This is a genomic window from Micromonospora sp. LHW51205, from assembly GCF_003315815.1.
In the GTDB taxonomy this organism is placed as follows: Bacteria; Actinomycetota; Actinomycetes; order Mycobacteriales; family Micromonosporaceae; genus Micromonospora; species Micromonospora chalcea.
Genome location: NZ_QMEZ01000005.1, coordinates 495166 through 507563 on the forward strand (window position 1 = coordinate 495166; position 12398 = coordinate 507563).

The window sequence follows — 12398 nt, forward strand, 5'->3', positions numbered from 1 at the left end:
GCGGACGCTGACACTAACCGGCAGGACGCCGCAGATACACGAGCCCGGATACCTAGGGCGGGCCGGGGTCGAGCATTGAGCTCCGCGCGGACGCTCGCGGCAGCAGCCAGGCGCTCCACCAACCCGCCGGCCCCCACAGCACACGACAGGCATGACAACTGTCGAGAAGACGACAGGGCTTCACCTTGTTGGGTTACATGCGTCGCCATACCGTAACGCCATGTGGTCGGGGATGTCGCGGCTTGGGGAAAGACTTAGCGGGTCGGCGAGTGAGAAGAAGTGGAAGGAAGTAATCGACAACAGCTCCAAAGGCTGGCACCCCGATTACGTCCGCAGCCAAATCCTCGACGCAGAAGAAAAGCTCCACCTCCAAGAATTATGGCGCAAGGTCGGCATGGCTTGGATCTTCGCCGGAAACCTCTTACTCGCCGGCGGCGCAGTAGTCGCCACTTTCTTCAACGTCGGACACTTAGGTCGCTTCTCAAACCACCTGTATGTAGCACTCGCCGCATCGCTGCTCGCCTCACCGGTACTGGCTTACTGGCAGTACAAGCGGATGCGCACGACTCGCATCCTTATCAAGAAGCTCCACGTGGTGCGGCGACGCACGCAAGCGGACGCAGACACGAACACCAGCAGCAAAGAAGACCCCGCACTGCTGGCTCAAAAGCGCTATAGGGACGACGTTCCCGACCTAATATCGCAGTTTCGCGAGGATGCTGGGAGAACACGGAGAATCCATAACCGATTCCAGAGCATCATCATTATCGGATCGGTGGTCACCTCCGCCATTGCCACCGCGTCAGTAGCCTTCAGTCAAGCTAGATGGCTGACCGTCGCTGCGAGTGCAGCTGTGGGCCTATCGGCAGGATTTACCGGATATTTCAAATACCACGAGCGGAGCTTCAATTCACAGCAGACAGCGGACGCGATTGAACGAGAGTACGAGGCGGTCGAGCTCCGCGTTGGCAAGTACCTCGGACTTGACGAGCAAAAAGCTTATGCCCTCTTCGCTGACACTGTTGAGAGGTTGCGCGACGAGCAGAACAAGCGGCAGCAGCAGCTCGATCAGCCCGCTGAGGTCAAGCGCGAAGAGTGACGGAACCTTCTCTGAGGGCAGCGCAAGCACCAGGGACCCCAGCGACTGAGACCAGGAAGCGGAACGCCCGGTCGATCCTCGCGGATCGACCGGGCGTTCTCGCTGTTCACGAGCGGTGGCGGCGGGATTTGAACCCGCGGAGGGCGTAAACCCTCACACGCTTTCGAGGCGTGCTCCTTAGGCCACTCGGACACGCCACCGCCGACGAGGGTACAGGACCGCCGGCTTGGACGCCGAACCGGTATCCCTCGGCCCGGCCTGGCAGGATCTTTGCCATGAGTACGCACATCGGCGCTGAGCCGGGAGAGATCGCCGAGCGGGTCCTGATGCCGGGTGACCCGCTGCGGGCCAAGTGGATCGCGGAGACCTACCTGGAGGGGGCCCGCTGCTACACGACGGTGCGCGGCATGCTGGGCTTCACCGGCAAGTGGAACGGCGTTGACGTGTCCGTCCAGGGCTCCGGCATGGGCATGCCGTCCGCCTCGATCTACGCCCACGAGCTGGTAAACGAGTACGGCGTGAAGTCGCTGATCCGGGTCGGCTCCTGCGGCGCGCTGACCGAGGATCTGCAGCTGCGGGACGTGGTGGCGGCGATCGGCTCGTCCACCGACTCGAACATGAACCGGATGCGCTTCGACGGGCTGATCGACTACGCCCCGGTGGCCGACTTCGGGTTGCTGCGTACCTCGGTCGAGGTGGCCGAGCGGCGCGGCATCAGCATGCGGGTGGGGCCGATCCTGGCGGCGGACGCCTTCTACACGGACCGGCCGGACCTGTACGACACGCTCGCCGACTACGGCGTGCTGGCGGTGGAGATGGAGTCGGCGGCGCTCTACACGATCGCGGCGCGCTTCAAGGCCCGCGCGCTGACGATCCTGACCGTCAGCGACCACATCAAGACCGGCGAGAAGACCACGTCGCAGGAGCGTGAGCAGACGTTCGGCCAGATGGTCGAGATCGCGCTGGACACCATCATCGCCTGACCTGATCGACCCTGGGCCGCCCCGTCACCGCAAGGTGGCGGGGCGGTCGCGCGTTACCGGGGTCACAAAAATAAATACGACCGGTCGTGCTTGTTTCCCGATACGCTGCCCGCATGACCTCCGACGGCCGCGTCGCCCGTGGCGACCGCACCCGCACCGCGGTGCTGGACACCGCCGTGGCGCTGGCCACCGAGGTCGGCCTGCACGGCCTCTCCCTGGCCCAGCTCGCCGACCGGCTGGAGGTGAGCAAGTCCGGCCTCTTCGCGCACTGGCGCTCCAAGGAGGCGCTGCAACTCGCCACCGTCGACCGGGCCGTCGCGCAGTGGCAGGAAATGATCGTCGCGCCCGCCCTGGAGGCGCCCCGGGGCGTACGCCGGCTGCGCGCGCTGCACGAGGCCCGGATCGACTTCTACGCCGCCCGGGTGCTGCCCGGCGGCTGCTTCTTCGCCAACACCGAGTTCGAGTACAACGCCCGCCCCGGCCCGGTCCGCGACCGGCTCGCCGAGGCGTTCGCCCGCTGGACCGCGCTGCTGGAACGCCTCGTCCAGGAGGCGGTGGACCTCGGCGAACTCCCCGCCGACCTGGACGTGCCACTGCTCGCGTACGAGATCGACGCGCTGGGGATCAGCGCGGTGATGCGGTCCCGGCTGCTCGACCCGGACGCCACCTACCGGCACGCCCGCCAGGGCCTGCTGACCCGGCTGCGGGCGCTCTGCCCGGATCCGACCCTGCTACCGGAAGGCCAGTCATGAGCCACACCACAGTCGAGCGGCAGGCCGCCGAGTTCGGGCACGTCGCGCACGTGCCGGTGCACTTCGACGACCTCGACGCCATGGGCCTGCTGCACAACGCCCGCTACGCGGTGCTGCTGGAACGCGCGCTCACGCCGTACTGGGCCGAGCGCGGCGTCGCCTTCCGCGGCGACGTGCACGCCGCGCCGGACGTGTTCCACGCGGTCCGCGAGTTCACCATCAGCTACCGCGCGCCGGTCACCGGCGTCGGCACTGTGGCTGTGCACTTCTGGCTGGAGCACTTCGGCACCAGCAGCGCCCGGTACGCCTTCGAGTTCCGCTCGACCGACGGCGCCACCGTGCACGCCACCGGCACCCGGTCGATCGTCCGGCTCGACCCGGCGACGTTGCGCCCGACCGCGTGGACCGAGGTCGCCCAGGGGGTCGCCGCGACGCTGCTGCGCCCGGCGCCGACGAGCGCCTGAGCCGAGCACACCTCAGCGGAAGAACGCGCGCAGCAACGCCGCGCTCTCGCGTTCCAGCACGCCGCCGTACACCTCGGGGCGGTGCGTGACGCGGCGGTCGCGCAGCACGTCCCAGAGCGACCCGACCGCGCCGGTCTTGGGTTCCCACGCGCCGAACACCACTGTCGAGACGCGGGCCAGCGCGATCGCCCCGGCGCACATGGTGCACGGCTCCAGCGTCACGACGAGCGTGCAGTCGTCCAGCCGCCAGCGGCCCAGCCGCTGCGCGGCCCGGCGCAGCGCCAGCACCTCGGCGTGCGCGGTCGGGTCGCCGGTCAGCTCCCGCTCGTTGCGCCCGATCGCCAGTTCGGCGCCGTCGGGGCCGTAGAGCACCGCGCCGACCGGCACGTCGTCGGCGTCGGGGATCGCCTCGTCCGGGCCGGTCACCGCGACCTCCAGGGCCCGGCGCATCCACAGCTCGTGCCGCTGCCGGCGGCCGACCGCGCCCGGTTCGGCGAGCGCCTCGTCCGCGCCGGGACCGACGCGCGCGGTCCGGCCGGGGGTGGGCTGCCCCGGGCGTACGGTCTCCAGCGCCGGATCGGTCGCGTCGGCGGGTTCGGCGGCGCCGGGCGTCCGGGACTCCCCGGGCTCAGACCTCACGCAGCTCCTCGACCTCGTCCACGCAGCCGAGCACCTGGCTGATCTCGGCGGTGACGTCGGCCGGCATGGAACCCTCGTGTGCGCAGAGCGCGAGTAGCTTCTGCGCCGGGATGCCCAGGTCGGCCAGCAGGTCGGCGTCACCGACCGGGTCGGCTTCCGGGTCCACAGCGGGCTGCTCGTTGTCGTCGTCGCCGCTGGAGGCGCGCGGCTCGTCGACCTCCTCCAGCCCGGTGACCGACGTCTTCAGGTCGCCGACCAGCAGCGCGCCCAGGCGGGACTCCTCCGCGTACGCCGAGTCGGAGCCGAAGACCCGCAGGTCCTCCCCCTCGTCCAGGCGCAGGACGACCAGGTACGTGTCGTCGGCCTCGACGAACAGCAGCGACAGGTCGGCGTCCGGCTCGACGTCGCGCAGCCGGTCCGCCACCTCCTCGATGTCGGTGACGCCCCGCAGGCTCACCTCGCCCGCGGTCCAGCCGCCGTCGACGCGCGCCACGGCAGCAGCGAAGTACGACACGGTCCCCCCAAATTGGCCTCGGCAGCACGCCGACAGGTCACGCGATGCACGTTAACCGGTCGGGTCGGCGGGCGACCGGTCAACGCCCCGTAAGGGCCGGCCGTTCTGAAGAGAAAGCCGGTCAGCCGACGACGCGCCGACGGGTGGCGATGAGTTGGCGCAGCCGCTCGGTACGCGCGCGCTGTGGTCGCTGGCGCTGCTGCACCGCGCGGGCACCGGCCAACTCGGCAAGGAGTTGCAGGCGACGGCGGCTCCGCTCGGGGTCGAGCCGCGGCGGTGTGGTCCAGGCCATACCGCCGAGGGTGGACCGTCACCGCGCGAACGTCAAGGTGGCCTTCGCTACGCAGCGAAACCGGCACCCATGGTCACCAGAGCGGCCAGTCGCCGGTCTGCGCCCACCGCATCGCGACCAGCGCGGCGGCGATGCTCCAACCACCGGCGGTGACGATCGCGACTCCGGTGGCGACCCCCCGGTCACCGTGGCGGACCAGCACCGCTGCCGCCGCCCAGGCCAGGGCGCCGGCCAGCAGAGTCCACCAGGCGTAACCCGCGATGTTGCGGCCGAGCAGCCCGAACAGCAGCAACCAGGCGAACGCGACGAGCGCGCCGACCGCGACCCCGGAGCCGGTGATCGGGTACGGCTCGCGGTAGCTGGGCCGGATCGGCGCGTTGGACGGGAAGAGTCCCGAGGGGGTACGCGGCGGAGGCGGGAACGCCCCCGGACCGGTCCCCTCGGGTCCGCCCTGCCACCCGTACGTCACCGCCGCCCCCTTCCCCGAACGATCCACGTCGGCGTCACGCACCGTGACCGGCGGGTGTGACGCGGTCGCGGCGTTCGTCCCTACGGTAGTGGTCTGTCAGGATGACCGGATGCGCTCGCCATCGATCGGACGCCGGACGCGGCCGGCGTACCCGGTCCTGCTGCTCGTCGCGGCGCTCGCCGCCGGGGGGTGTGGCGCCTCCACCGGGCGCGCCGACAGGTGGCAGGAACCGAGCCCGATCGCGACGGGCGCGCAGCCTGCCGACTCGGCGAGCCCGGCACCGCCGACCGCCTCCCCGCCGTCGCCGGCCCGCACGGACGTGAAGCGGGTCTTCCCCGTCCGCGCCGGCAACGTCGACTACCACCCGACGCACGGCGGCTACCCGGGCACCGACGTGTTCGCCGACTGCGGCGAGCCGGTGGTGGCGGTCACCGACGGCGTGGTGCTGGAGGTGAGCCGGGTCGACCGGTTCGACAAGCGCGGGCCGCAGGGCCCGAACAACGGCGGGCTCTCCGTCTCGCTGCTCGGTGACGACGGGGTGCGCTACTACGGCTCGCACCTGAGCGCGGTCGCGGCCGGCATCGACCCGGGCGTACGGGTCCGGGCCGGGCAGCAGCTCGGCAAGGTGGGCCGTACCGGCAACGCCAACAACGTCTGTCACCTGCACTTCGGACTCTCCCCGAAGTGCACGGGAAAGGACGACTGGTGGATCCGCCGGGGCGTGGTCTGGCCGGCGCCCTACCTGAACTCGTGGCGCAAGGACGGCAACCGCTCGCCGGTCGCCGAGGTCACCGCCTGGCAGCGCAAGCACGGCTGCCCGGCGTCGCCGGGCCGGTCCACCACTGGCGGCTGACGGTGCGGGGTCGCGCGGCGGGCGGCGGATGCGCGTAGGTTCCAGGGCATGAGTGCCCGGGATCCCATCGCCGACCTGCGCCGGATCGCGTTCCTGCTGGAACGGGCCAACGAGGCCACCTACCGGGTCCGGACGTTCCGGTCGGCCGCGAAGACGCTCGGCGCGCTGCCCGCCGCCGAGGTGGCCGAGCGGGCCCGCGCCGGCAAGCTGACCGAGCTGTCCGGCGTCGGTGACGTCACCGCCCGCTGCGTGGCCGAGTCGCTGGCCGGGGAGGAGCCGGTCTACCTGCGCCGGCTGCTGGCGACCGAGGGCACCGACCTGGACGAGGCGGCGGCGAAGCTGCGGGACGCGCTGCGCGGCGACTGCCACACCCACTCGGACTGGTCCGACGGCGGCTCGCCGATCGAGGAGATGGCGCTCGCGGCGGTCGAGCTGGGCCACGAGTACCTGGTGCTCACCGACCACTCGCCCCGGCTGAAGGTGGCCCGGGGCCTGACCGCGGAGCGGCTGCGCAAGCAGCTCGACCACGTCGCCGCCGTCAACGAGGCGCTGCCGAAGGGCTTTCGCCTGCTCACCGGCATCGAGGTGGACATCCTCGCCGACGGCTCGCTGGACCAGGACGAGGACCTGCTGGCCCGCCTGGACGTGGTGGTCGGCTCGGTGCACAGCGGGCTGAACGACGACCGGGCGAAGATGACCCGCCGGATGCTGACCGCGATCGCCAACCCGCACCTGGACATCCTCGGGCACTGCACCGGCCGGATGGTCTCCTCCCGGCCCGCAGGCGTGACCGGGCCGGGCGACAAGGGGCACCGCGCGCGTACCCGCAAGGAGAGCGAGTTCGACGCGGACGCCGTCTTCGCGGCGTGCGCCGAGCACGACGTGGCCGTCGAGATCAACTCCCGGCCGGAACGGCAGGACCCGCCGAAGCGGCTGATCCGGCTCGCGCTGGAGGCCGGGTGCCGGTTCGCCATCGACACCGACGCGCACGCCCCCGGCCAGCTCGACTGGCAGCGGTTCGGCTGCGAGCGGGCCGCGCTGTGCGGGGTGCCGGCGAACCGGGTGGTGAACACCTGGACGGCCGACCGCCTGGTGAAGTGGACGGCCGGCCGTAGCTGAGGGTCAGCCCTGGGCGGCCGGTTCGACAGTGCGGGCCGGCACCACCACGTCCGGGCGCGTGCGGCGCCGCCCGAACAGGCCCTGCGCGACCGCCACGCCGGCCAGCACCACGAGCGCACCCACCGGCTGGTGCCAGGTCATCCGCTCACCCAGCACGACCGCGCCGACGAGCACCGCGAACACCGGAACCAGGTACGTCACTGTGGACGCCGTGCTCGCCCCGGCCAGCCGGATGTTGCGCATGTTGATGACAAAGGCGAGCCCGGTGCCGAGCGCGCCGAGCGCCAGCACGCTCGCGATCACGCGCGGCGAGAGCCCGGCCGGGGACGGCGGCGTCCCGACGAACGGCGCGACCAGCGCGAGCTGCGCGGTCGCCACCAGCAGCTGCGCCGCCGACAGCGACAGCCCGGAGTACGCGCTGCCCGCGACGAACTTCTTCTGGTACGGAATGGCGAGCCCGTAGCAGGCAGCCGCGCCGAAGCACATGAGCTGGCCGACGAAGTGGGCGCCACCGACGCCCTCCCAGACGCCGAGCACCACGAGCACCCCGACGAAGCCCAGCCCCAGCCCGACCGCCCGCCGCACGGTCAGCCGCTCGGTGCGGAACACCAGCACCGCCAGCGGCAGCACGATCAGCGGCGTGGTGGCGTTCCAGATGCCGGCGAGCATCGACTCGACCCGCTGCTCGCCGTAGCCGAACAGCGTGAACGGCACCGCGACGCCGAACGCGGCCACCACGAGCATGTGCCCCCATACGCGAAGGTCGCGGGGCAGCCGGTCGCGCAGCACGGCGAGCACCACCAGCAGCGTGACCGCGCCGGTGGCCACCCGGTAGAGAGTGAGGTGCACGGGGTGCAGCTCGGCCACGCCGACCTTGATGAACAGAAAACTCGAACCCCAGATGGCGGCAAGCGCGACGAACCCCGGCAGCCAGCTCCGCAGCGGCGCGCGGTCAGGAGTGAAATCGACTGTCACCCCTGACACTCTGCCCCACGGGTACGACGATGTCGTGCGGAATTCGGCTGCGGGGTCACGTAGGGTCCCCTCGTGGGACGAATCGATGACCTCGCCAACCGGTACGTGGCCGAGTGGGCTCCGCTGAGCCCGACCGGGGCCACCTACGTCGGCATCGCCGGCTACGACGACCAGCTCGACGACCTGTCGCCCGACGGCTACGCGGCCCGCGCCGACCTGGCCCGGCGCACGCTCGGCGAACTCGACGTGACCGAGCCGGAGACCGAGGCCGAGCGGACCGCCAAGGAGGCCATGCAGGAGCGCCTCGGCCTGGAGCTGGCCCGGTACGAGGCCGGCGAGACCGGCAGCGAGGTCAACGTCATCTCCAGCGGGCTGCACGAGATCCGGATGGTCTTCGACCTCATGCCGACCGACGGCGAGGAGGCTAAGGCCAACGTGGCGGCCCGGCTCAACCGCTTCGCGTCGGCGCTCGACGGCTACAAGCGCACGCTGCGCGAGGCCGCCGCCGCGGGACGGGTCAGCTCGCAGGTGCAGCTCGTCGAGGTGGCCAAGCAGTGCGACGTCTGGGTCGACTCGGAGGGCGACAACTTCTTCCACGGCATGGTCGAGCGGCTCGACGCCGACGGCGCGCTCGGCGCGGAGCTGCGCAAGGGCGCGGCCGCCGCCACCGCCGCCACCGCCGAGTTCGGGCAGTTCCTGCGCAACGAGCTGGCGCCGGCCGGGCGGGAGAAGCAGGCCGCCGGGCGGGAGCGCTACGAACTGGCCTCGCAGTACTTCCTCGGCGCGAAGGTCGACCTGGACGAGACGTACGCCTGGGGTTTCGCGGAGCTGGCCCGGCTGGAGGCCGACATGCGGACGGTGTCCGCGCGCATCGCCGGGCCCGGCGCCTCGATCGACGACGCGGTACGCGCGCTCGACGCCGACCCGGCGCGGACGGTACGCGGCAAGGAGGCGTTCCGGGACTGGATGCAGGCGCTCGCCGACCAGGCGGTCAGCGACCTGAACGGCACCCACTTCGACATCCCCGAGCAGGTACGCCGGATCGAGTGCTGCCTCGCGCCGACGAGCGACGGCGCCATCTACTACACCGGCCCGAGCGAGGACTTCTCCCGGCCGGGACGGATGTGGTGGGCGGTGCCGCAGGGCATCACCGACTTCTCCACCTGGCGGGAGGTGACCACCGTCTACCACGAGGGCGTGCCGGGTCACCACCTGCAGGTCGCGCAGACCGCCGTCCGGGCCGACCTGCTCAACCGCTGGCAGCGGCTGTTGTGCTGGGTCTCCGGGCACGGCGAGGGCTGGGCGCTCTACTCCGAGCGGCTGATGGACGAGCTGGGCTACCTCGGCGACCCCGGTGACCGGCTCGGCATGCTCGACGGGCAGGCGCTGCGCGCGGCCCGGGTCATCGTCGACATCGGCATGCACCTGGAGCTGGAGATCCCGAAGGACAACCCGTTCGGCTTCCACCCGGGCGAGCGGTGGACGCCGGAGCTGGGCTGGGAGTTCATGCGGGCGCACTGCCGGGTGCCGGACGAGAACCTGCGTTTCGAGCTGAACCGCTACCTGGGCTGGCCCGGGCAGGCCCCGTCGTACAAGGTGGGCGAGCGGATCTGGTTGCAGGCCCGGGAGGACGCGAAGGCCCGCAAGGGCGCCGACTTCGACCTCAAGGAGTTCCACCGCCAGGCGCTCGACCTGGGCTCGCTGGGGCTGGACCCGCTGCGCAAGGCGCTGGCCCGGCTCTGAGCCGGCTTCCGGGTGCCGGCGGCGCGTACCGCCGGCACCCGTCCGGTCAGGCGCCGAGCGTCACCTTCAGCGTCGGCCGGCCGGTGAGCGTGTTGCTGGTGACGTACGCCAGGTCGATGACCGGGTCGGTGAACGTCACCGGGATGGGCAGCGTGACCGGCAGGCCGTCCGGGAACGGCAGGTCCGGCGTCAGCGTCAGCTTGATGCCGGCGAGCTTGCCGACGAACCGGGTGCAGTAGAACGCGACGTCGTCGCGGACGGTGAGACGGTCGGTCGCGTACCGCTGGGTGCGACCGCTGGGGCCGTCGGCGACCAGCAGGAAGTCGTCGGTCACGGCTTCCTTCATGCTGAACTTCAGCACCTTGAGCGCGCCCTGCTCGGTCCGCAGGTCGGTGATCCCCTCGAACCGCAGCCCGGTCATGGTCACCTTGGAGCCGGTGAGCTTCGACGGCTGCTTGGCCACCTTCGGCAGGCCCGGGTCGGCGGCGATACGCGGCAGCGGCTTGCCGGGCTCCACCTTGCCGGGCTTCGCCGGTTCCTCCTTGCCCGGCTTGCCCGGTGTCGGGCAGTCGGTCGAGCCGGGACGGGTGGTCGGCTTGCTCGTCGGGGCCGCCGATCCGCTCGCGGTCGGTGTGGGCGAGGGCGTCTCGCTCTTCTTGCTGCCGCCCTTGAACAGGTCACCGATCCCCTCGAAGAAATCGGTGATGATGTTGCCCTCCCGCGTCGGGCTCGCGCTCGGCGTCGGGGTGGGCGTCGCGGAGGGCGCCTTCGACGGCGTGGCGGGCTTCGTCGGGCAGGCGCTGGCGGCGGGCCTGCTCGGTGCGGCCTGTACCGCGCGCGGCTGCACGGCCAGGCCGGCGGTGGCCAGGCCGAGCACCAGCAGAACGATGCCGAAGGCACGCGGGTCCGCCGAACGGCCCGCCCACTCGGGCGGGCCGCCGTCGGATCCGGCCGCCTGCCCGTTCACCGACTGCCGAGGGACCGGCCGCTCCCCGCCCGGCCGCTCGGCAGTCGGCTGCTCGACGGCCGGTCGTACGCCGGCCGGCACCTCGACGGTCGGCAGTTCCCCGGCCGGCTGCTCGTCAGCGGGTTCCGGGGCGGCCGGCCGGCCGGTGAACGACTGGTCGGCGCCGACCTGCTCGACGCCGACCGGGCCGTCGACGTCGAGCAGGTCGGCGTGCCGCTGGTCCACCCTGGTGTCGCGCTCGTCGTCCGCCTCGGTGTCGCGCTCTTCGGCGGCGGGCTCCGACGGCCGGACCGGCACCCAGGCGAAGGCGAGCGCGCTGCCCACGATGCCCAGCAGCAGGCCGAGGAAGAAGCCGCCGAGGTTGAGCCCGATCAGCGAGTAGACGGTCGTGACCGCCGCGACGATCGAGTAGAACAGCCGCTGCGCCGGACTGAGCCAGAGCAGCACGCCGCAGGTCCCGAGGATGGCCGGGATCAGCAGCGAGAGCAGGCCGGTGGCGCCGCTGCTGAAGCTCAGGCCGTTGAGGGTCAGCCGGGTGGAGGCGAGCATCTCCACCCCGGCCAGGATGATGAACAGGCCACCCCAGAACGGCCGGCTCCGCTGCCAGCGGCGGAAGGTCCGCCACGTCCGGGCCGCGGTGCCGAGCCGGGCGTGGGACGGTTCGACGGTTGTCACGTACTCCTCCTGGCGGAGCGGGGGCGGGGACGGTGGGGCGGGCCCGCGGTGGTCGGCCACCGCGGGCCGTGCTCAGCTCAGAAGCACTCCTTGCCCTTGGCGTCGTCACCCACGTTGACCTTGAGCCGCAGCCCGACCAGGTTGAACGTCGAGGACGTGGTGTAGCGGGACACCTGCTTCAGGTCGCGGATGGTGACCCGGTCGGAGTTCTGGCCGAACGAGCCGCGCTGGGCCGTCGGGTTCAGGTCGCTGGCGTCGCGGCCGATCTGGATGTTGGTGAACGTCGCGTTGCCTTCGAGCGAGTCCATCGCGATCACCAGGTCCTTGGCGCGGGCCGGGTCCTTGCCCTCGCCGGCGTTGATGGTGAGCACCACCGGCAGGCCGGGCAGGTCGGCGCGGACGGACTGGCAGAGGTTGTACAGGTCGGCGCTGCTGATCTCGGCCATCGCAACCGGGCGCGTCGCGCCGGCCTTGCCGTCCTCACCCTTTTCGCGGACGATGCCGCCGTACTGCTTGAAGCCCTCGCCCTCCAGGCGCTCCGCGCCGATCTTGAAGGTCTGCCCGGACACGGTGATGTCGGAGGCGATGGCGCCGGTCGACATGCCGAACAGGATGGCACCGGCGGCGGCCGTGGTGGGCACGATCATGGCGGCGAACCGCTTCCACCGGGTACGACCCTGGTTGTCGAGCCGATTCTGCACGGGTTCCTCCTCGAGCGAATGTGCGCGGCGGCCGGTTGTCGTACCGGTGGCCCGCGCCGGGCCCCGCCCTCTGTTACCGACGGGTAACGATCGAGCCTGATCGTGCACCCGATGCGGCGCAGCTCACAACCCCCTCGTGTACCCGGCGGTAAC

14 protein-coding genes and 1 tRNA gene are annotated in these 12398 nt (G+C 71.5%); 7 read left to right on the plus strand and 8 right to left on the minus strand.

Annotated elements, in window-relative coordinates:
- The first annotated feature begins 220 nt into the window (after positions 1–220).
- Positions 221–1099, plus strand: coding sequence for a DUF4231 domain-containing protein (locus tag DQE82_RS31180; RefSeq protein ID WP_233514734.1), 879 nt, complete (start codon positions 221–223; stop codon positions 1097–1099).
- 113 nt (positions 1100–1212) lie between these two features.
- Here DQE82_RS31180 and DQE82_RS21785 read toward each other — a convergent pair.
- Positions 1213–1299 (minus strand) — tRNA-Ser (locus DQE82_RS21785).
- 75 nt (positions 1300–1374) lie between these two features.
- Between DQE82_RS21785 and deoD the strand changes: the two genes are divergently transcribed.
- The 3 genes from deoD to DQE82_RS21800 all read left to right on the plus strand — a co-directional run bounded on the left by deoD (position 1375) and on the right by DQE82_RS21800 (position 3298).
- Positions 1375–2082, plus strand: a complete 708-nt coding sequence (gene deoD, locus DQE82_RS21790; RefSeq protein ID WP_043327826.1) for a purine-nucleoside phosphorylase — start codon at positions 1375–1377, stop codon at positions 2080–2082.
- A gap of 113 nt (positions 2083–2195) precedes the next feature.
- Positions 2196–2834 carry a TetR/AcrR family transcriptional regulator gene (locus DQE82_RS21795; protein WP_030502134.1) on the plus strand — a complete coding sequence of 213 codons (639 nt, stop codon included), beginning with the start codon at positions 2196–2198 and terminating at the stop codon, positions 2832–2834.
- Positions 2831–3298, plus strand: coding sequence for a thioesterase family protein (locus DQE82_RS21800; RefSeq protein WP_043327825.1), 468 nt, complete (start codon positions 2831–2833; stop codon positions 3296–3298). The genes DQE82_RS21795 and DQE82_RS21800 overlap by 4 nt, the downstream gene beginning before the upstream one ends.
- Positions 3299–3310: 12 nt before the next feature.
- Here DQE82_RS21800 and DQE82_RS21805 read toward each other — a convergent pair whose 3' ends face one another.
- The 4 genes from DQE82_RS21805 to DQE82_RS21815 form a co-directional block, all read right to left on the minus strand.
- Positions 3311–3754, minus strand: a complete 444-nt coding sequence (locus DQE82_RS21805; protein WP_338104090.1) for a nucleoside deaminase — start codon at positions 3752–3754, stop codon at positions 3311–3313.
- Between the two features lie 172 nt (positions 3755–3926).
- On the minus strand, positions 3927–4451 hold the full coding sequence (locus tag DQE82_RS21810) for a tRNA adenosine deaminase-associated protein (protein WP_064446833.1): 525 nt from the start codon (positions 4449–4451) through the stop codon (positions 3927–3929).
- 121 nt (positions 4452–4572) lie between these two features.
- Positions 4573–4743 (minus strand): hypothetical protein, encoded by a 171-nt coding sequence (locus DQE82_RS30860; RefSeq protein WP_166457820.1) that lies wholly within the window; start codon positions 4741–4743, stop codon positions 4573–4575.
- Positions 4744–4816: 73 nt separating this feature from the next.
- The gene (locus tag DQE82_RS21815) at positions 4817–5212 is read right to left on the minus strand and encodes a hypothetical protein (protein ID WP_176722829.1); all 396 of its coding nucleotides are present in this window, start codon (positions 5210–5212) and stop codon (positions 4817–4819) included.
- 109 nt (positions 5213–5321) lie between these two features.
- Here DQE82_RS21815 and DQE82_RS21820 point away from each other — a divergent pair, with 109 nt between their 5' ends.
- Both DQE82_RS21820 and DQE82_RS21825 read left to right on the plus strand, forming a co-directional pair.
- Positions 5322–6065: a M23 family metallopeptidase gene (locus tag DQE82_RS21820; protein WP_113973612.1), complete on the plus strand. Its 744-nt coding sequence runs from the start codon at positions 5322–5324 to the stop codon at positions 6063–6065.
- A gap of 48 nt (positions 6066–6113) precedes the next feature.
- Complete coding sequence (locus DQE82_RS21825) at positions 6114–7184, plus strand: PHP domain-containing protein (protein ID WP_113973613.1); 1071 nt, start codon at positions 6114–6116, stop codon at positions 7182–7184.
- A gap of 3 nt (positions 7185–7187) precedes the next feature.
- On the opposite strand, the gene DQE82_RS21830 is transcribed toward DQE82_RS21825, so the two are convergent.
- The gene (locus tag DQE82_RS21830) at positions 7188–8159 is read right to left on the minus strand and encodes a DMT family transporter (RefSeq protein ID WP_043327820.1); all 972 of its coding nucleotides are present in this window, start codon (positions 8157–8159) and stop codon (positions 7188–7190) included.
- Between the two features lie 72 nt (positions 8160–8231).
- On the opposite strand from DQE82_RS21830, the gene DQE82_RS21835 reads away from it, so the two are divergent.
- Complete coding sequence (locus DQE82_RS21835) at positions 8232–9902, plus strand: DUF885 domain-containing protein (RefSeq protein WP_113973614.1); 1671 nt, start codon at positions 8232–8234, stop codon at positions 9900–9902.
- 46 nt (positions 9903–9948) lie between these two features.
- On the opposite strand, the gene DQE82_RS21840 is transcribed toward DQE82_RS21835, so the two are convergent.
- Positions 9949–11544 (minus strand): DUF6114 domain-containing protein, encoded by a 1596-nt coding sequence (locus tag DQE82_RS21840; protein ID WP_113973641.1) that lies wholly within the window; start codon positions 11542–11544, stop codon positions 9949–9951.
- A 77-nt stretch (positions 11545–11621) separates the two neighbouring features.
- Positions 11622–12245 carry a DUF6230 family protein gene (locus DQE82_RS21845; RefSeq protein WP_113973615.1) on the minus strand — a complete coding sequence of 208 codons (624 nt, stop codon included), beginning with the start codon at positions 12243–12245 and terminating at the stop codon, positions 11622–11624.
- Positions 12246–12398: the final 153 nt, after the last annotated feature.